Origin of the sequence: Nocardioides epinepheli (genome assembly GCF_037936805.1) — a bacterium.
Classification (GTDB): Bacteria; Actinomycetota; Actinomycetes; order Propionibacteriales; family Nocardioidaceae; genus Nocardioides.
Window position 1 is genome coordinate 48,513 of the sequence record NZ_JBBMMC010000020.1, and the last position, 18,715, is coordinate 67,227.

The following is an 18,715-nucleotide window of genomic DNA, read 5'->3' on the forward strand; positions in this document are numbered from 1 at the left end:
TCGCATGCCAGCCTCACGACTGACCGGGATCCGCCCCACCGTCTTCGCCGAGATGTCTGCTCTGGCCGCGCGGACCGGGTCGGTGAACCTCGGCCAGGGCTTCCCCGACGAGGACGGGCCCGCCGACGTACTGGCTGCCGCGGTGGCCGCGGTGACCGGCGGCGCCAACCAGTATCCGCCCGGCATCGGGATCCCCGCCCTCCGCGCGGCCGTGGCCGAGCACCAGCACCGCCACTACGGCCTCGAGGTCGACCCCGACACCGAGGTCGCCGTCACGACCGGCTGCACCGAAGGAATCGCCGCCGCGCTGCTCGGGCTGGTCGAGCCCGGCGACGAGGTGGTCGTGCTCGAGCCCTACTACGACTCCTACCTGGCGATGCTCCAGATGGCCGGCGGCGTACGGCGCCCGGTCACCCTGCGCGCGCCCGACTTCCGCATCGATCTCGACGAGCTCCGGGCGGCGGTGACCCCGCGGACCCGGTTCGTGCTGCTCAACAGCCCGCACAACCCCACCGGCACGGTGCTCACCCGCGCCGAGCTGGAGGCGGTGGCCGCACTCGCGGTCGAGCACGACCTGACCGTGATCACCGACGAGGTCTACGAGCACCTGGTCTTCGACGACGCCGGCTGGCCCGGACACGTGCCGATCGCCACCCTGCCGGGCATGGCCGAGCGGACCCTGACCCTCTCCAGTGTCGGGAAGTCCTACTCGCTCACCGGCTGGAAGGTCGGCTGGGCGAGCGGGCCGGCGCGGCTGGTGAGTGATCTGGTGGCAGCCAAGCAGTGGCTGACCTACACCTCCGGCGCTCCGCTCCAGCCCGCCGTCGCGCACGCCCTCACCGCGCATCCCGACTATCCGGCCGCCCTGGCCGCCGAGCTTCAGGGAAAGCGCGATCTCCTGGTGTCCGGGCTCAACGCCGCGGGCCTCCCCACCACGCTGCCCCAGGGCACCTACTTCGCCACCTCGGACGTCAGCGGCCTGGGCTGGGAGGACGGCATGGCCTTCTGTCTGGCGCTCCCCGAACGGGCCGGCGTCGTCGCGATCCCCGAGCAGGTCTTCTACGACGACCCCCGCGGCCCCGGCCGGCACCTGGTCCGCTGGGCCTTCTGCAAACGCCCCGAGGTGCTCCGCGAGGCGGTCGGTCGCCTCTCGGCCGCCGACCTCACCGGAGGTTGAGCGAGCCCCGCGGCTGAGGAACGGCCGCGACGGGCGAGCCGAAACCCTTCCAAGCCTCGGAGGTTGAGCAAGCCGGCGAGTGAGGAACGAACTCGTCGGCGCCGACGAAACCCCGCAACCGACCTCGCCAACGTTGGCAGCGGCGGGTGCCGGGGTTTCGTCGGCGCTCGCTGGCGCTCGCTTGCTCAACCTCCGGCGGCGGGGGAAGTCCGCGGAGGTTGAGCAAGCCCGCGACGGCACCGGAGGTTGAGCAAGCCGGGAGGGCGAGGAACGAGCCCGACCGGCGCCGACGAAACCTCGCAAGCCTTCCTCGGAAACGCCGGCAAGGACGGCCGCCGGCGGTGCTCAGCGGCCGGCGAACCAGGCGGAGGAGTCGCGACGGAGCAGGAGGACGGCCACCGCGACGCAGGTCGCGGTGATGGCCAGGGGGACGACCGCCATCACGCCGAGCAGGCTCGCGGCGGCGGCGGCGAGCGCGGAGACCACCAGCAGGATCCGGGCGACGCTGCTGCCGCGCAGCGTCAAGATGGCCAGGACGGCGGCGCCCGCCGCCCAGATGACGAAGAGGACCAGCATCACGATGCTCGCCACCATCACCGTGGAGGCATCCAGGCCGTCGTAGACCGAGCTGCTGGCCAGTTCGCGCTCGACCTCCCGCTCGAAGGAAGCACGATCGAGCATCAGCACGAGAAGACCGATGAGCAGCGCGACACCGACCACCGCCGAGCACACGAGGGTCGCGATGCACGCAGTCACCACGCTCTGCGGCCGGGCCTGGACCGGCGGTGCGTACGGCGCCGGCGGCTGCGGCGCTTGCAGGGTGGAGGTGGATCCGCGCTCCGGTGCGGCGAGCGCGGGCGGATCCGGTCGCGCGGCGACCGGGTGTCGAGCCTGAGTGCTCGCGGCCCTCGACCCCGCCGCAGTCTGTGCGGACGGTGCTGTCGGCGTCCGTCCGGCGAACCAGTCGCGGGACGGCTGTAGCCACAGCATCACCACGGCCGCACCGACCAAGGCGGCCGCGAAGCCGGCGGTCGCCCAGGCGGAGACCACCAGCACCGGGGCGATGATCGTCAGGGCCAGGCGCGCGCCGGCGGAGCGACGCAAGAGGTAGCCGCCGAGGATGGCCGCGGCCACCGACGTGGCTCCCGAGACCAGGTAGGTGACCCGGAGGATCCCGCGGACGTTGTCGGCGGAGAGCCCCAGGCCGTCGCCGGGTGGCTTGGAGACGAAGTCGGAGGCCCACTGCTGGGTCTCGATCGAGCCGATCCCGGCCATCCGGTCGAAGGTGAGCAGCAGCACGATGACCGAGCCCACCATGACGGCTCCGGCGAGCAGCGCCACCTGGCGCGGACGGGCGGGAGACTGGTCGGTCACCCGACCAGTCTCCCAGAGGGGTGGGTGCCCCTCGTCAGGACCCGATCAACGCAGGGTCGACGCCGAGCGGACCCGGTGGGACCAGGTCAGCGGGTCGTGCAGGTCCAGCCGACGATCTTGCCGCCGAAGTTGCGGCGAGCGGCGGCCTTCGCCGCGGCGGCGGTACGCGCCCGGCTGGCCCACTTGTAACGCTTGACGAAGCCCTGGCTGTTGAACTTCGCCGAGACCGCGGCGCAGCCGTTGGAGACCCAGACGATCTTGGTGCAGGTCTGCGGGTAGCCCGAGCGGCTCTTGCAGCCACGCTGCGAACGCTTGAACGCCGCGTTCTTGGTGCGGTAGTCGTACGAGACGCCGGTGGCGCCGTCGGCGGCCATCGAGATCGCTCCGTAGTAACGGACCGGGGCCTTGCTCGCGACGTTGCTGAGGCCGCCGCGGTCAGCGGCCGGCGCGGCACTCGCGGTGCCCACGCTCATGGTCGAGAACGCCAGCGCCGCGCCGATCGCGAGGACCAGCGCGGCGAACGGGCGGCGGAGAAGGAAGTGGGGGCGGCGCATCAAAGGCGTCCTTTCCGTGTAAGACCGGGCGGCAGGGTGCCGACCATCCGGCACCCTGCCCAGGATGCGCCCGTCTCAATCAGGACGCCAGCCCCGATGTTCTCCGGAAGCTCCGGATCAGGCGCTCAGCTTGAGCCCGTCGGGCGTGGCGGTGATGTGCACGGTGGAGCCATCGGTGACCTCGCCCGAGATCAGCATCTTCGAGAGGGGGTCCCCGATCGAGGTCTGGATCAGACGGCGCAGCGGCCGTGCTCCGTACGCCGGGTCGAAGCCGGTCTCGCCGAGCCACTCCTTCGCCTCGTGGGAGACGTCGAGGGTGATCCGGCGCGCCGCGAGCCGCTTCTCCAGCAGGCCGAGCTGGATGTCGACGATGTGGGTCAGGGTCTCCTTCGACAGTGCCTCGAACATCACGATCTCGTCGAGCCGGTTCAAGAACTCCGGCTTGAAGGACTGGCGCACGATCGCCATCACCGAGTCGCGCTTGACGTCGGGGTCGAGGTCGGGGTCGACCAGGAACTGCGACCCGAGGTTGCTGGTGAGGATCAGGATCGTGTTGCGGAAGTCGACGGTGCGACCCTGGCCGTCGGTCAGCCGGCCGTCGTCGAGCACCTGGAGGAGGATGTCGAAGACCTCCGGGTTGGCCTTCTCCACCTCGTCGAGCAGCACGACGCTGTAGGGACGCCGACGCACGGCCTCGGTGAGCTGGCCACCCTCGTCGTAGCCGACGTAGCCGGGAGGCGCTCCGACCAGGCGGGCCACCGAGTGCTTCTCGGAGTACTCGCTCATGTCGATGCGGATGATCGCCCGCTCGTCGTCGAACAGGAACTCCGCCAGCGCCTTGGCCAGCTCGGTCTTGCCGGTGCCGGTGGGGCCGAGGAAGAGGAACGAGCCGACCGGGCGGTTCGGGTCGGCGATCCCGGCGCGCGAGCGGCGCACCGCGTCGCTGACGGCGACCACGGCCTCGAGCTGGCCGATCAGGCGACCCCCGATGACCTCCTCCATCCGCAGCAGCTTGGAGGTCTCGCCCTCGAGGAGCCGCCCGGTGGGGATGCCGGTCCACGCCTCGACGACGTCGGCGATCTGCTCGGCGCCCACGGCCTCGCCGACCATCGGGTCGGTGGGCGGCTCGTTGGACTCCGCGGCGTCGATCTGCTTCTCGAGCTCGGGGACCCGGCCGTAGAGGATCTCGCTGGCCTTCTCGTACTCGCCCTCGCGCTGGTACTTGTCGGCCTCGATGCGCAGCTGGTCGAGCTGCTTGCGCAGCTCGCCGGTGCCTTCGAGGGCGGCCTTCTCCCGCTCCCAGCGCGCCTCGAGGCTGCGCAGCTCCTCCTGCTTGTCGGCGAGCTCGGCACGCAGCTTGCCGAGGCGGTCCTTGGAGTTGGCGTCGTCCTCCTTGTTGAGGGCGAACTCCTCCATCCGGAGCCGGTCGACCTGGCGCCGGAGCTTGTCGATCTCCTCCGGCGAGCTCTCGATCTCCATGCGCAGGCGGCTCGCGGCCTCGTCGACGAGGTCGATCGCCTTGTCCGGCAGCTGGCGTCCGGTGATGTAGCGGTCGGAGAGGGTGGCGGCTGCCACGAGCGCGGCGTCGGTGATCCGCACGCCGTGGTGGGCCTGGTACTTGGCCTGGATGCCGCGCAGGATCGCGATGGTGTCCTCGACCGAGGGCTCTCCCACGAACACCTGCTGGAAGCGGCGCTCCAGGGCAGGGTCCTTCTCGATCCGCTCGCGGTACTCATCGAGCGTGGTGGCGCCGATCATGCTCAGCTCGCCCCGGGCGAGCATCGGCTTGAGCATGTTGCCGGCGTCCATCGAGGAGTCGCCGCCGGCACCGGCGCCGACGATCGTGTGCAGCTCGTCGATGAAGGTGATGACCTGGCCGTCGGCCGCCTTGATCTCCTCCAGGACGGCCTTGAGCCGCTCCTCGAACTCGCCGCGGTACTTGGCGCCCGCGACCATGCCGGCCAGGTCGAGGCTGAGCACCTTGCGACCCTTGAGGGAGTCGGGGACGTCGCCGTCGACCACCCGCTGGGCCAGGCCCTCGACGACGGCGGTCTTGCCGACACCGGGCTCGCCGATGAGCACCGGGTTGTTCTTGGTGCGGCGGGAGAGCACCTGGATCACCCGGCGGATCTCGGCGTCGCGACCGATGACGGGGTCGAGGTTGCCCTCCTCGGCGGCCTTGGTCAGATCGACGGAGTACTTCTCCAGCGCCTCCCAGGTCGACTCGGCGTCCGGGCTGGTGACGCGGCGGTTGCCGCGCATCGCGGTGAGGCTCTCGCGCAGGCCCTTCTCGGTGAGACCGGCCTCCTTGAGCAGCTTCTGGGCATCCGACTCCACCGTCGCCAGGGCGATGAGCAGGTGCTCGGTGGCGACATAGTCGTCCTTCATCGACGCCGCCAGGTCGATCGCGCTGGCCAGCACCCTGGTCAGGCCCGCCGACATGGTGGGGCGCTGCACGGTCGAGCCGGTGGCGCGCGGCAGCCCGGACATCACCCGCTCGGCGTGCGCGGCGAGGTTGGCGACGTCGGCGCCGGACTTGGTGATCAAGGTGGCCGCGCTGCCCTCGGGATCGCGCAGCAGCGCGACGAGCAGGTGGATCGGCTCGACGGTGCTGTTGCCCGCGGTGGTCGCGGCCAACTGGGCGCCTTCGATGGCCTCGCGGCTCTTGGTGGTGAACTTCTCGATGGAGAACTGGCTCATATGCGGGGCTCCTGCTAGCGGTGGCTGCTGCGTACGTTCGGGACGAATGAGGGTCCGGACGGCCCGGACACCGTGTGTAGCACACTCTGACTTGAGTTTGTTCCCCTCAATTTTATTGAGCGGCTCACATTGCGCCCGGGACGACTACGCTCGCGCCATGACTGTCGACTGGTCCCGCTACCGCGCTGTCCTCTTCGATCTCGACGGGGTGATCACCCCGACCGCCGAGGTGCACATGCGGGCGTGGGCGCAGATGTTCAACGACTTCCTCGACTCCCGCGGCAGCGACGCACAGGCACCGGCTCCCTACACCGACGCCGACTACTTCGCCCACGTCGACGGCAAGCCGCGCTACGACGGCGTCCGTGACTTCCTGGCCTCGCGCGGCATCGAACTGCCCGAGGGCACACCGGAGGACCCGGCGGACCAGCCGCCGGGCGAGGAGACCGTCTGCGGTCTCGGCAACCGCAAGAACGCCGCCTTCGGGCAGGTTCTGCAGGCCGAGGGCGTATCGGCGTACCCGGGCTCGCGGCGCCTGCTCGACCAGCTGCGCGAGGCGGGGATGCCGATGGCCATCGTCTCCTCCTCGAAGAACGCGCCCGACGTGCTCGCCGCCGCCGGCGTCACCGGCTACTTCCCCGTGGTCGTGCACGGCGGGGTGGCCGCCGAACGCGGCCTGAAGGGCAAGCCCGCCCCTGACACCTACCAGGAGGCCGCCCGCGAGCTCGGAGTCCCCGAGTCCGGCGCCGTCGTCGTCGAGGACGCCACCAGCGGTGTGGCCGCGGGCGCGGCCGGAGACTTCGCACTGGTCATCGGGGTCGACCGCGGGGTCGGCCACCAAGCCCTGACCGAGGCAGGCGCCGACGTCGTCGTCGACGACCTGGGCGAGCTCGTGAGCCAGGAGGCCTGATGAAGACCAACGACCCCCACTCCGCGCCTCACGCCGCCCACCTTCCGTCGCACCACCCCTCCCAAGAAGGTCATCAACCGCACGGCGCCAGCCACAAGGCTCCCCCCGCGACCGACCCCCTCGACCGCTCGCGGTTCCCGGTCGACCCGTGGCGGCTCGTGGAGGCTCGTTTCGACGCCCGCGACCTCGGCACGACCGAGTCGGTCTTCAGCGTCGCCAACGGCTACCTCGGGCTGCGCGGAAACTACGAGGAGAGCCGTGACTTCTCGACCAATGGCACCTTCATCAACGGCTTCCACGAGACCTGGCCGATCCAGCACGCCGAGGAGGCCTTCGGCTTCGCGAAGGTCGGGCAGACCATCGTGAACGTGCCGGATGCCAAGATCATCCGGCTCTACGTCGACGACGAGCCGCTGGAGCTGTCCACCGCAGACATCGTCGAGTACGAGCGCGTGCTCGACCTGCGCACCGGCGTCCTGTCGCGACACGTGGTGTGGCGCACGCCCACCGGCAAGCGGGTCCGCGTCGACAGCACCCGCATGGTCTCCTTCACCGAGCGCCACCTGGCGCTGATGACCTTCGACGTCACCCTGCTCGACGGCGACGCGCCCATCACGATCAGCTCCCAGGTGCTCAACAGACAAGACGCCGACCGGGGCGGCGCGGTGGAGATCGCCCGGGCGACCGGGGAGTTCGACCCGCGCAAGGCCAACCAGTTCGGCGACCGGGTCCTCCAACCCGAGAACGACCACGGACCACTCCTCGACGACCGGATGGCGCTGCGCTACCAGTGCACGCAGAGCGGGATGACCATCGCGCTCGCCGTCGCCCACGAGCTCGAGACCCGCAGCCCGCACTCCAGCACCTACGAGAAGGACGACGACCTGCTCAAGGCGATCTTCCACGTCTCCGGCGAGCAGGGCGAGCCGATCCGGCTGATCAAGACCGTGGCCTACCACACCGCGACCGTGGTGCCCACCGGCGAGCTGCTCGACCGGTGCTTGCGCACCCTGGACCGGGTCGACGCCGAGGGCGTCGAGCACCAGCTCCATGACCAGCGCGAGTGGCTCGACGCGTTCTGGGCCCGCTCCGACGTCGAGATCGGGGGTCCTCCCGCCGTCGAGCAGGCGGTGCGCTGGAACCTCTTCTCACTGGCCCAGGCCTCGGCTCGAGCCGACGGCGCCGGCATCCCGGCCAAGGGAGTCACCGGGTCCGGCTACGGCGGCCACTACTTCTGGGACACCGAGATCTATGTGATGCCGTTCCTCACCTATACGAACCCGACCGCCGCTCGCAACGCACTGCGCTTCCGCTACTCCTTGCTGGAGTCGGCGCGCCATCGCGCGCGCCAGCTGGCGCAGAAGGGCGCGCTGTTCCCGTGGCGGACCATCAACGGCGAGGAGGCCTCGGCCTACTACGCCGCCGGCACCGCGCAGTACCACATCGACGCCGACATCGCCTACGCGCTGAGCCAGTACGTCGAGGCCACCGGCGACTACGACTTCCTCGACCACCAGGCCATCGACATCCTGGTCGAGACCGCCCGGCTGTGGGCCGACCTGGGATTCTGGCGCGAGGAGGACGGCGGCGCGTTCCACATCCACGGCGTCACGGGCCCCGACGAGTACACGACCGTCGTCAACGACAACCTCTACACGAACGTGATGGCGCGCTTCAACCTGCGGCGGGCGGCCAGCGCGGTGCGCTTCATCCAGCGCAAGCGTCCCGACAACTACGCCGAGATGGCCGCCAGGGTCGGCCTCCGCGACGGCGAGGTCGAGGAGTGGGAGCGCGCGGCCGACGCGATGACGATCCCCTTCGACGAGCACCTGGGCATCCACCCCCAGGACCTGCACTTCCTGGAGCGCGAGATGTGGGACCTCGACCACACCCCGCGCGACAAGCGGCCACTGCTGCTCAACTACCACCCGTTGGTGATCTACCGGTTCCAGGTGCTCAAGCAGGCCGACGTCGTCCTCGCGCTGTTCTTGCAGGGCGAGGACTTCACCCTGGAGCAGAAGAAGGCCGACTTCGACTACTACGACCCGATCACCACCGGCGACTCCACCCTCTCGGCGGTCGTGCAGTCGATCATCGCCGCCGAGGTCGGCTACACCGAGCTGGCCCTGCGCTACTTCTACGCCGCCCTGTTCGTCGACCTCGGCGACCGCCACGGCAACACCTCCGACGGCGTCCACGTGGCCTCCACCGGCGGCGTCTGGACGGCGCTGGTGTGCGGCTTCGGTGGCTTCCGCGACCTCGGCTCGGGCCGTTGGGCCCTCGACCCGCGCCTGCCCGAGGAGTGGAGCTATCTCACCTACCGGCTGACCCTGCGCGGCACCCGCGTCAAGATCACGATCACCGCCGACTCGCTCAGCCTCGAGGTCGAGGAGGGCAAGCGGCCGGTCACCTTCGACGTGCGTGGCACCGAGGTGACCGTCGGCCCCGACCACCCGGTCACGGTGCCACTTGAGGGCCAGGGCCCACGCCTGGAGGGCGAGCCCGCGAACCCGGCGGGAACCCGCCGTGCCGACGGCACCGTCATCACCGCCACGGTGCCCTCGGGCGACTGAACTCCCGCGCCGGCCGAACCCCGGCACCCGTCGTACCGACCGCCGGAGGTTGAGCAAGCGAGCCCCAGCGAGCGCCGACGAAACCCGGCAACCGTCCCTGCCAGCGTTCCCGAGGTCGGTTGCGCTAGGGAACCACGATCACCGGGACCGGTGAGGAGCGCACGATCTTGGTGGCGGTGGAGCCGAGGAACAGGCGCTGCATCAGGCTGGCTGTCGAGGAGCCGACCACCAGCACGTCGCCACGGTCCCAGTCCAGGGAGTCCAGCGCCTCGGACCAGTTCCGGCCCGTGGCGACGGTGGTCTCGACGTCGGAGGGCCGCAGGGCACCCAGGTCGGCGACGGCACGGTCTTGGAGCGCACCGGTGTCCTGGACGTAGGCAGCGAGGATGTCGTCCTCGCCGATCACCTCGGGCGGGTACATCGTCTTGCCTCGGACGCCGAAGGTCACCACCCGTAGCGCGGCGCCGACCTCGGCGCAGATCGCGGCGGTGCGGGTCAGGACGGCGATCGAGGCCTCGTCGCCGCGGAAGGCGCAGGTGGCCCGCGTGACCCGCGCGTCCTCGGGGGCGCGGAAGCCCCGGGTGGCGACGGCCACGGGTATCGAGGAGGAATGCAGCAGCCGGTCGGCGGTCGAGCTGAGGACCACGCTGCCCCAGGCTCCGTCGTGACCAGACCCGACGACGATCATGGAGGCGTCGACCTCGATGGCCTGGTCGATCAGCGTCGCCGCCTCGGACTTGCCGGGCACCGCGACCGCCCGCGCGGGAATGTCGGAGCAGAACTCGGCGAGCACCTGTTGGGCGGCGGCCGCCGTCTGCTGCCCCTGCTCCTGGGCCCACGCCTCGAACTCGCGGTCGGCGGCCCGGGCCGTCGGGGTCGGCCAGGGCGCGGGCACCATGGTGACGACGAGCAGGTCCTGCCCGGCGGATCGGGCGAGGGTCGCGGCCAGCTGCAGCGGCGCGACGTCGCCCTTGAGTGCGGCATAGCCGACCACGAGAGTCATGAACGGTCTCCTTCCGGCACCTCGGTATCGGCCACTTCGCCACGGTTGAGCGCCGCGTGGTGGCGACCCCACAGCAGGTAGAAGGCGAGCACCACGGCGAGCCAGCAGGCGAAGATGATCCAGGTGACGGCGGCGAGGCCGGAGAGCACGTACACGCAGACCGCGATCGTCAGCAGCGGCAGGACGGGGTAGCCCGGCACCCGGAAGGGCCGTTCTAGGTCGGGCTGGGTGCGGCGCAGCACCAGCACGGCCGTGGCGACCACGATGAAGGCGATCAGGGTGCCGATCGAGACGGTGTCCCACAGGTAGTCGGCCGGCACGAAGCCGGCGATCAGCGACACCACGATCGCGACCACCACGGTGTTGAAGGTGGGGGTCAGGGTCCGCGGGTTCACCGCGGAGAACCGCTTGGGCAGCATGCCGTCGCGGCCCATCGCGAACAGGATGCGGGTCTGGCCGTAGACCGTGACCAGGGTGACCGAGAAGATGGAGATCACCGCACCGGCGGCGAGGATCGTGCCGGACACGTGGTTGCCGGTGATGTCGAACAGGATCTTCGACAGGCCGGCGTCCTGCTGCTCGGGATCGGAGAACTTCTCGGCCGGCTGGGCGCCCACCCCGGCCAGCGCGACCAGCACGTAGATGCTGATCACGACGAAGAGCGCACCCATGATCGCGCGTGGCAGCGCGCGCTGTGGATCTCGTACCTCCTCCCCCGCCGTGGACACCGCGTCGAGCCCGATGAAGGAGAAGAAGATCGTGGCGGCAGCGGCGCTGATGCCCGAGGCGCCGGAGTCCCAGAAGCCGCTGAAGTGGTCGGACTTGAAGGCGGTGAACCCGATGACGACGAACATCAGCAGCACGCCCAGCTTGATCATCACCATGATGGTGTTGACCCGGGCCGACTCGCTCGCGCCGCGGATCAGCAGGACCATGCACATCATCACCAGCGCCACCGCCGGCAGGTTGACGATGCCGGTGGTGTTGTCCTCGTAGGGGATCGGCGAGTACGACAGCGCATCCGGCAGGTGCCAGCCGATCAGGCTCTCGAGGAGCTCGTTGAGGTACCCGCTCCAGCCGACGGCCACCGCGGCCGAGCTGACGCCGTACTCGAGCAGCACACACGCGGCCACGACCATCGCCATGAACTCGCCGAGCGAGTGGTAGGCGTAGGAGTAGGTCGAGCCGCTGACGGGGATCGCGCTGGCGACCTCCGCGTAGCAGATCGCCGAGAGGCCGGCCGCCACGCCGGCGACGAGGAAGGCCACGATCACCGCCGGCCCGGCATCGGGCACCGCCTCCTGCAGGACGAAGAAGATGCCGGTGCCGACCGTCGCGCCGACGCCGAACAGCATCAGCTGGAAGGTGCCGAAGCTTCGCTGGAGCTCGGGTCCCCCCTTCTGGGCAGCGATCGGCTTGCGTCGCCACAGCTGGTCGCTCAGACTCAGGGCCACACTCGTACGGTCGCTCATCTCGTCCTCCTCGAGATGGGGCGCGATGCCCCGCGTTCGGGCGACGGTAAACCCTTTCGAGTCCGGTTGGTACCTCCGAATGCCGCCATTTGGTCCTCACCCGCGTGCGCGGGCGGGGTCCGGTCAGACAGACGTCGCGCGCACTAGATGGCCAGGAGCCCGATCGTCGCCACGACCGCCAGCGCGAAGACGCCGAGTGCGATCTGGAGGGCGAAGAGCGTGGTCGACACCGCGCCGCGTTGCACGGGCAGCTCGGCACGCCGCTCCTGGCGCAGGGTCCACAGCAAGGCGGCGCCGATGCCGAGCATCGGTGCCATCGTCGTCCAGTAGCGGGGGCCGCCGATGTGCACGAACGGCTGGGCGAGCAGCCCGATGATGCCGACCTTGAGCAGCACCAGGGTGAGCTGGGTGTCGAAGCGGCGGCGCGTCGCCGCGCCGAGCAGCACGAGCATCACCAGGCAGGCCGGATAGAACGTGCCGAGCGTGAGCACCTCGGCGAGCGGCACGATGTTGTACGGCGCGCCGTCCCACCGCAACAGGGTCGCGAACCTCGCCGGGGTACCGAAGTACCGCGCGGAGTTGATGCCCACGTCGCGCGCATAGGACTGCGCGGTCACGTGGCGGCGCGCGTAGGCCGACATCTCATCGGCGATGGCCAGCTCGCTCAGGCCGGTGGCCCGGCCCTGCTCGCGGGAGTAGCGCAACGGCGAGAACCAGATGCTGGTACCGGGGTCGCACTCCCCGAAGCACACCGTGTCGCGGTCGCCGAACGCGTTGGCGCGCACCGTCGGGACCGACACGGTCGTCAGCACCGGGCCGTTCAGCGACGCCGAGGCTCCGATGCTCCAGGGGGCGAGCAGCCCGACGAAGACGACGCCGGCAGCGACGTAGGTGCCGACCACCCGGAGCCGGTCGGCGCGGCGGGCGAGCACGAGCGAGAGCACGAAGGTGAGTCCGAGCATCCCGACGACGAGCAGGCTCACGCTGGAGCGGAAGTAGACCGCGACGATCGCGTAGATGCCGAGCTTGACGCCGTCGCGCCAGGAGATCGTGCCGTGGTCTCGCGCCGCGCGGAGCATGTCGACGGCCTGGCACAGCATCAGCACCACGAGCAGCCCGGCCGAGGTGTCGCCCCAGGCCGCTGCACCGAAGACTGCGTAGGTCGGCACCAGCCCCGGGAAGACCAGCATCGCGCCGGCCGGCAGGTCGCCGAGCGTACGCCGCACCTTGAGAACCGTGAGCAGCAGCAGGATCGTCGAGAACACCGAAAGGTAGGCCCGCACCAGTGCGAGCGAGGCGCCGGGCACCACCAGGTACAGCGGCGTGAGCACGACCGACATGCCCGGCATGAACCAGCCGCTGCCCACGACGTGCCGCTCGATCTCGGCGGTGTCGGGCGACCGGAGCCACACGACGTCGCGGATCAGGTTCGAGAGGGCTCGACCGGAGTCGAGGTAGAACGCCTCGTCGCCCACGAGTGGGCCGTCGGCGATCCCGAGGTAGGTGATCACCTTCATCAGCACGGCCGCGGCGAAGAGCCAGACCAGGATCCGCGTCGAGCGACCGAGGCCGTCCCAGCGGGCGCGCAGCCGTGCCCGCGTGCCTCCTGCGGGGTCCGCCGGTGGCGAGGTGCGAGTGGCGTCCGTCGTCATGAGCGGTCCGTGAGGTCGGGAGTGAACCGCTTGGTGGAGAAGACGTCGTCGCACTCGGAGCTCGCGGACTGCCGCGAGACCACCGGCAGATCGAGGACGAGCTCCCCGCGGACCACCGCGTCGTCGGCGATGCCCTCGAAGTCGTGAGCCTCGATCCGCACACCGCCGTCGACCCCCGCCGCCGCGAACTGGGCCAGCAGGCGCTCGCGTGCCTCGGCGGCGTCGATCCGGTCGACGTGGAGCACGGTGCGTCGCCGCAGCCCATGTCCGCCGACGGTGTCGCCGTCGCGACGCAGCACGTACTCGAAGTCGGGCACCACGCCACCGGGAAGCGGATAGCAACCGGTGGTGAGCCCGTCGGGCGGGAGCACGGGTCGGTAGTTTCCGGTGACGTCGGCTCGCCCGAACGCCGGGCTCACCGCGACCAAGACGATCACCCCGACGGCGAGCGCCACCCAGACCCGGGCACGGCGGGTGGATGGGACGAGGCGAGTCATGGCGCCCCGATCCTAATCTCGGCGCCGACCTCGACAGGTCCCGGCCACGGAGCCGGGCGCGGATACACTCCGCGCCATGGCCGATGCCGCGACGGAGCAACGCTCCACGCGCCTCCGATCGCGAAGCGTCGGCCTCGTCGGGCCGGTCGTCGGCTGGCTCGTCGTCGGCCTGGTGATCGCGGCCACGGCTGCTGGATTCATCAACCGGCTCCTGCGCCCCGATGAGGCTCCGTACCTGCTGCTGAGTCGCGAGATTCCCGACCATCCGATCGCCGTGGTAGCGATCGTCGCGGTCGTGGCGGCCGGATACATCCTGCTCTTCCGCTGGTGCTGCCACCGGGTAGCGGCCTGGCGCGACGGCGTCCGGGCCCCCGTACCCGCGACGGGCAGCCGCCGCGCGCGCCTGGCCCGGTTCGTCGATCACGTGTTCGGGCGCTGGTACCGCATCGCGGCTCTGCTCGCCCTCGTGTGGCTGCCGTTCTACCTGACGTCGTTCCCGGGGCAGCCCAGCCCCGACGCCGCGAACATGTTCGCCGAGTTCCTCCAGCGGCGTTCGGACTTCACGGGCGCTGGTCCGTTCGCCCCGGCCGACCAGACGGCGCCCTACATCGACTACCCGACGTCGTTCTACCTGCTCGACAACGGCCAACCGGGCACCGACAGCATGTGGTCGAACCACCATCCGTTCTTCGTCATGCTCGGCTACGGCTCGCTGGGGTGGGTGAGCATCCAGCTGTTCGGCAGCCTGATGCCGGCGATCGTGCTGATCTCGCTGGCCTCCGCACTGTTCACCCTCGTCGCCTTCGGTCGCGCCCTCTCCCTGCTCGGCAGCCTGGTGCCGAGCTGGTGGCACCGAGGCCTCGCCCTCGCGCTCACCGCGCTGAGTCCGCTGATCGCGCTGTGGAGCATGGCCGAGCACAAGAACCAGTGGTTCTGCGCGGCCTTCGTGTGGTGGCTGGCGCTGCTGGCCAAGCGGATGCACTCCGACCGGCCGGCCGGTCGCCGCTGGTACGCCGAGACCATCGCGATGTCGCTGATCATGGCGTTGAGCGTTCAGTTCGGCTGGATCGTGCTGGTCGCCCAAGCAGCCGCCATGCTGTTCACCCGGCAGCGTGCCGCCGGCGTCGTCGCCGTCGGCCTGCCCGCGTTGCTGGTCTTCGGCACCATCTCGCTCATCACCGCCAGCGGCACCGCGATCCCCTCCGACCCCGTGGAGACCAAGGGCGTTCAGATGCAGCTGCTCGCCCTGACGCTGCGCGAGCATCCGGACGCGCTGACCGCCACCGAACGCGACGAGCTGTCGAGGATCTTCGACCTCGATGAGATGGTCGAGGTCTTCGACCCGTCCAACTCCGATCCGGTGAAGTCGACCGGCCCGCTGGAGCGCAAGACCTTCAGCTTCCACTACCAGACCGTGCAGCCCGAGGACTGGGACGTGCTCAACGGGATCGTGGTGCGGCTGGCAACGGAGTATCCGGGCACCTTCGCGGACGGGCTCTTCCTCAAGTCCTACCGCTACCTCGATCCGTTCGACGAGGGCACCGACTGGTACCCGCCCTGGTCGCCGCGCTACGAGCGCGAGGTCGCCGGCTATCGGGTCGCCCCGGTGCCCGTCAACGCCACCCTGCGCGGCGGCGTCCGCGATGTCGCCAACGCCTGCTACGGCTGGTTCGCGTGCCGCCCGATCGTGTCGCACGGGCCCCGGACGATCGCGGTCGTCCTCCTGCTGGCCGCGGCGATCGCCGTCCGGCGGCGCTACGCCTGGCTGTGGGCGCTCCCGTTCGCGCTGCAACTGGGCATCGCCGGCGTCTCACCACTCAGCGCGGGCGGACGCTACGTGCTGGCCTTCACCTACGCGCTCGGGCTGGTCGTGCTGATGCTCGCAATCAGCGATCGCGCGGGTGATCGGGGGGCGTCGGATGCGGATCTACCGGATCGGGGCGATCGGCTCGGGGACGATCCGGCGTCCCCGCCGCACCGAACACCCAGCGGTAGCCCAGGAAGTTACTGACCATCCCGACCCCCATCGCAGCGACCTTCGCCAGTGGCGCGGCGATGTCATGGGAGAGGTCCGGGACCACGACGTCGGCGAGGCCGAGCACCCCGAGGATCACCAGCGACTGCACCACGAGACCGCTGAACAACGTGACTGCGACGAAGGCGACATAGGCACGCAGGCCGGCGCCCTCGGCGCGGAAGACCCAGGCCCGGTTGAGGAAGAAGCTGATCGTCATCACCACGATCGTGGACACGACGTTCGCGATCACCGGCGGCAGACCGACGGCGACCGCCAAAGCCGTGAACAGGAGCAGGTCCAGGCCGGTGTTGAAGAGACCGACGATGAGATACCGGCGCGCACTGCCGCCGAGGTCGTCCGAGGCCACGATCAGGCGGACAGCTGGAGGTAGAACAGACGGCGGGTCTCCCGGATGCCGCGCATCACCGCGTTCATCACCATACCGATACCGAGCGCGAGGGCGCCGAGCACCATGAGCGACGACGCCAGGATCGCGGTGGGGAAGCGCTCGACCTGGCCGGTGTCGATGTAGTCGGCCACGACCGGGATGCCGAGCAGGAGGCCGACGAGGGCACACAGCAGGCCGAAGAGTCCGCACACGAACAGCGGGCGCTCGTGGAGCATCAGGTGGCCGAGCAGGCCGAGGATCTTGAAGCCGTCACGGAAGGTGCGCAGCTTGGACTCCGAGCCCTCCGGCCGGTCCTGGAACCCGATCGGCACCTCGGCCTGCGGGACCCGGAGGTTCGCGGCGTGGATGGTCAGCTCGGTCTCGATCTCGAACTCCTGGGAGTTCGCCGGGAACGACTTGATGTAGCGCCGCGAGAACGCGCGGTAGCCCGAGAGCATGTCGGTGACCGGCTCTCCGAACATCTTGCTGGTCAAGGCGTTGAAGACCTTGTTGCCCATGGCGTGACCCGGGCGGTAGCTGCCGTCCTCGTTGGTGTCGACCCGGACCCCGACGACGTGGTCGAGCGGACCGGAGACGAGCGTCTCGATGAGCCGCGGGGCCGCGGAGGCGTCGTAGGTGTCGTCGCCGTCGATCATGAGGTAGACGTCGGCCTCGATGTCGGCGAAGGCCCGCCGCACGACGTTGCCCTTGCCCTTGCGCCGCTCGGTGCGCACGATCGCGCCGGCCTCCGCGGCGACCTGAGAGGTCTTGTCGGTGGAGTTGTTGTCGTAGACGTAGATCTCGGCGGTCGGCAGCGCGGCGCGCAGGTCGCCGACGACCTTGGCGACCGTGAGCTCCTCGTTGTGGCACGGCACGATCGCCGCTATCCGGAGCTCTTCGAATGACATGTCTTCCTCGGTGGTCGTCTCGCCCGACGTGGGTGTCGCGGGCCGACCCGGTGCGGGTCGGACGACGGCCACTGTAGCCAGCCGTGGCCACACGGCTCGATTCCGCTCGGTCACGCAATAGCCCGCTGGGGTCATCTCGCCTGGCCCAAGCGGGTCAGGCGGGGCGCCGCCGAGAGTCCAAGGATCTGGGCATGGCTACCAAGCGACCCTCTGCGCCGATGATCGGCCTGCTCCTCGTGCTCCTCATGTTCGGATCGATCGGTGCCGCCGACGCGGCCGGCCTGACGGTCCGCAAGGTCAAGCAGATCGCCGCCCAGGTGATCGCGAAGAAGGCACCCACCCTCACCGTGGCCCGCGCGAGGTCCGCCGACCGCGCGAGGACCGCCGATCAACTGGCGGGCCGAGCCCCCGCGACCTACCTCGACCGCGCCGTAGGCGGCTTCGCGCCCTCGGTGCCCCTGAGCGCCGGGGTACGCACCCAGGTCATCGCGCCGATCACGATCACCGTGCCGCCGGGCGTCGGCTTCGTCCACGCGACCGGACAGATCGGCTACAACGGGCCCGCGAACAGCCTGACGGTGACCTGGGTGGGCGCCGACTCGGAGGCCTGCGCCGATGGCGTCGGACTCGGCTACGACCGGCGCACCTTCGGCGGCGTCGACGGCTCCTCCCGCGACCTCGCCGTCCAAGACATCCTGTTGCCGGTGACGCCGGGCGTGCACACCTTCCAGCTGTGTGGGTACCTCACCCAGGCCGGGACGGCCCTGCAGTCATCCCTCACCGTGGAGACAGTGGCCGGCAACGCGGCCGGCGGGACGAGCGCACCGCGGACCGGCGCCGCGCCGCGCGGCGACATCCTCGGCCGCTAGTAGCGTGTCGCTCGACGGGCTCAAGGACCGGCCCCGCTCAGGACGACCACCGGTGTTCAGGCCAGTCGAGATCGCGCAGGCAACGGCTCCTCCTATGCCGGACAGGCCCCGATCGACCGAATGCGCGCCGCGTGGCCCAACGCGGCCCTGGTCCACCTGCCCGTGCGTGCATGCCTCCTGGCTCAACCAGGTCGAGATCTACTTCTCGATCCTGCAACGCAACGCCACCGCGACCGGCGACTTCGCCGACCTCAACGACCTAGCCAACCGGATCCTCGCCTACGTCCGCTGTGGATGGGCCTGGCTGGAGGCGTGGATCTGGTGGTGGTGGAAGGGGCAGTGGAGTCGGGCGTCGTGGGTGTTGGTGTGACCGCCGTCTTGCCACGAGTGGGAGTGGTGGGTGTGGCAGTAGGCGGCGGGGGTGTCGCAGCCTTCTGTTTGGCAGTGGTCCTGTTGGAGGCCGATCGCGATCCGTTGGGCGGGGGTGTGGAACCGGCGGGTGCGGCCGAGGTCGAGGACCTCGCTCTTGCCGCCGAGGACGGCGGGGATGATCCCGGCTTCGCACGCCAGCCGCCTGGCCTGGCCGGGTGAGATCGCAACACCGGTGTCGAGGTGGGCCGC

Annotated in this window: 13 protein-coding genes and 2 pseudogenes; 5 read left to right on the plus strand and 10 right to left on the minus strand. The window is 70.2% G+C overall.

What is annotated here, in order from left to right:
- Window positions 1–4 precede the first annotated feature (4 nt).
- Entirely contained in the window at window positions 5–1,177 is a 1,173-nt protein-coding gene (locus WMR31_RS20735; protein ID WP_340540804.1) for a pyridoxal phosphate-dependent aminotransferase, read from the plus strand.
- Window positions 1,178–1,522: 345 nt separating this feature from the next.
- On the opposite strand, the gene WMR31_RS20740 is transcribed toward WMR31_RS20735, so the two are convergent.
- From WMR31_RS20740 to clpB, 3 genes are all read right to left on the minus strand, one after another.
- Window positions 1,523–2,551: a hypothetical protein gene (locus WMR31_RS20740; protein ID WP_340540805.1), complete on the minus strand. Its 1,029-nt coding sequence runs from the start codon at window positions 2,549–2,551 to the stop codon at window positions 1,523–1,525.
- An 86-nt stretch (window positions 2,552–2,637) separates the two neighbouring features.
- Entirely contained in the window at window positions 2,638–3,105 is a 468-nt protein-coding gene (locus WMR31_RS20745; RefSeq protein ID WP_340540806.1) for a DUF4189 domain-containing protein, read from the minus strand.
- Window positions 3,106–3,222: 117 nt separating this feature from the next.
- The gene (clpB, locus tag WMR31_RS20750; RefSeq protein ID WP_340540807.1) at window positions 3,223–5,805 is read right to left on the minus strand and encodes an ATP-dependent chaperone ClpB; all 2,583 of its coding nucleotides are present in this window, start codon (window positions 5,803–5,805) and stop codon (window positions 3,223–3,225) included.
- 157 nt (window positions 5,806–5,962) lie between these two features.
- On the opposite strand from clpB, the gene WMR31_RS20755 reads away from it, so the two are divergent.
- Both WMR31_RS20755 and WMR31_RS20760 read left to right on the plus strand, forming a co-directional pair.
- Window positions 5,963–6,715 carry an HAD family hydrolase gene (locus tag WMR31_RS20755; RefSeq protein WP_340540808.1) on the plus strand — a complete coding sequence of 251 codons (753 nt, stop codon included), beginning with the start codon at window positions 5,963–5,965 and terminating at the stop codon, window positions 6,713–6,715.
- The gene (locus WMR31_RS20760; RefSeq protein WP_340540809.1) at window positions 6,715–9,288 is read left to right on the plus strand and encodes a glycoside hydrolase family 65 protein; all 2,574 of its coding nucleotides are present in this window, start codon (window positions 6,715–6,717) and stop codon (window positions 9,286–9,288) included. The genes WMR31_RS20755 and WMR31_RS20760 overlap by 1 nt, the downstream gene beginning before the upstream one ends.
- A gap of 124 nt (window positions 9,289–9,412) precedes the next feature.
- On the opposite strand, the gene WMR31_RS20765 is transcribed toward WMR31_RS20760, so the two are convergent.
- The 4 genes from WMR31_RS20765 to WMR31_RS20780 form a co-directional block, all read right to left on the minus strand.
- Window positions 9,413–10,291: a universal stress protein gene (locus WMR31_RS20765; protein WP_340540810.1), complete on the minus strand. Its 879-nt coding sequence runs from the start codon at window positions 10,289–10,291 to the stop codon at window positions 9,413–9,415.
- Window positions 10,288–11,763, minus strand: a complete 1,476-nt coding sequence (locus WMR31_RS20770; protein WP_340540811.1) for an amino acid permease — start codon at window positions 11,761–11,763, stop codon at window positions 10,288–10,290. Before WMR31_RS20770 ends, WMR31_RS20765 begins: the two co-directional genes overlap by 4 nt.
- 143 nt (window positions 11,764–11,906) lie before the next feature.
- Window positions 11,907–13,415 (minus strand): hypothetical protein, encoded by a 1,509-nt coding sequence (locus WMR31_RS20775; RefSeq protein WP_340540812.1) that lies wholly within the window; start codon window positions 13,413–13,415, stop codon window positions 11,907–11,909.
- Window positions 13,412–13,912, minus strand: coding sequence for a hypothetical protein (locus tag WMR31_RS20780; protein WP_340540813.1), 501 nt, complete (start codon window positions 13,910–13,912; stop codon window positions 13,412–13,414). The genes WMR31_RS20775 and WMR31_RS20780 overlap by 4 nt, the downstream gene beginning before the upstream one ends.
- Before the next feature lie 76 nt (window positions 13,913–13,988).
- On the opposite strand from WMR31_RS20780, the gene WMR31_RS20785 reads away from it, so the two are divergent.
- Window positions 13,989–15,923, plus strand: coding sequence for a DUF6020 family protein (locus WMR31_RS20785; RefSeq protein ID WP_340540814.1), 1,935 nt, complete (start codon window positions 13,989–13,991; stop codon window positions 15,921–15,923).
- A gap of 31 nt (window positions 15,924–15,954) precedes the next feature.
- Here WMR31_RS20785 and WMR31_RS20790 read toward each other — a convergent pair.
- Window positions 15,955–16,296 (minus strand): annotated as a pseudogene (locus WMR31_RS20790) (GtrA family protein); the annotation flags it as partial.
- 2 nt (window positions 16,297–16,298) lie between these two features.
- Window positions 16,299–17,225 carry a glycosyltransferase gene (locus WMR31_RS20795; protein ID WP_340540815.1) on the minus strand — a complete coding sequence of 309 codons (927 nt, stop codon included), beginning with the start codon at window positions 17,223–17,225 and terminating at the stop codon, window positions 16,299–16,301.
- Between the two features lie 191 nt (window positions 17,226–17,416).
- Here WMR31_RS20795 and WMR31_RS20800 point away from each other — a divergent pair, with 191 nt between their 5' ends.
- Window positions 17,417–18,094: a hypothetical protein gene (locus WMR31_RS20800; RefSeq protein WP_340540816.1), complete on the plus strand. Its 678-nt coding sequence runs from the start codon at window positions 17,417–17,419 to the stop codon at window positions 18,092–18,094.
- 279 nt (window positions 18,095–18,373) lie between these two features.
- On the opposite strand, the pseudogene WMR31_RS20805 reads toward WMR31_RS20800, so the two are convergent.
- Window positions 18,374–18,715 (minus strand): annotated as a pseudogene (locus WMR31_RS20805) (hypothetical protein); the annotation flags it as partial.

Excerpts from the sequence above, each read along its gene's own strand:
- clpB (WP_340540807.1), bottom strand. The coding sequence starts at position 5,805 with ATGAGCCAGTTCTCCATCGAGAAGTTCACCACCAAGAGCCGCGAGGCC.
- WMR31_RS20770 (WP_340540811.1), bottom strand. The coding sequence starts at position 11,763 with ATGAGCGACCGTACGAGTGTGGCCCTGAGTCTGAGCGACCAGCTGTGG.
- WMR31_RS20800 (WP_340540816.1), top strand. The coding sequence starts at position 17,417 with ATGGCTACCAAGCGACCCTCTGCGCCGATGATCGGCCTGCTCCTCGTG.
- WMR31_RS20765 (WP_340540810.1), bottom strand. The coding sequence starts at position 10,291 with ATGACTCTCGTGGTCGGCTATGCCGCACTCAAGGGCGACGTCGCGCCG.
- WMR31_RS20795 (WP_340540815.1), bottom strand. The coding sequence starts at position 17,225 with ATGTCATTCGAAGAGCTCCGGATAGCGGCGATCGTGCCGTGCCACAAC.
- WMR31_RS20755 (WP_340540808.1), top strand. The coding sequence starts at position 5,963 with ATGACTGTCGACTGGTCCCGCTACCGCGCTGTCCTCTTCGATCTCGAC.
- WMR31_RS20760 (WP_340540809.1), top strand. The coding sequence starts at position 6,715 with ATGAAGACCAACGACCCCCACTCCGCGCCTCACGCCGCCCACCTTCCG.
- WMR31_RS20775 (WP_340540812.1), bottom strand. The coding sequence starts at position 13,415 with ATGACGACGGACGCCACTCGCACCTCGCCACCGGCGGACCCCGCAGGA.
- WMR31_RS20780 (WP_340540813.1), bottom strand. The coding sequence starts at position 13,912 with ATGACTCGCCTCGTCCCATCCACCCGCCGTGCCCGGGTCTGGGTGGCG.
- WMR31_RS20785 (WP_340540814.1), top strand. The coding sequence starts at position 13,989 with ATGGCCGATGCCGCGACGGAGCAACGCTCCACGCGCCTCCGATCGCGA.
- WMR31_RS20735 (WP_340540804.1), top strand. The coding sequence starts at position 5 with ATGCCAGCCTCACGACTGACCGGGATCCGCCCCACCGTCTTCGCCGAG.
- WMR31_RS20745 (WP_340540806.1), bottom strand. The coding sequence starts at position 3,105 with ATGCGCCGCCCCCACTTCCTTCTCCGCCGCCCGTTCGCCGCGCTGGTC.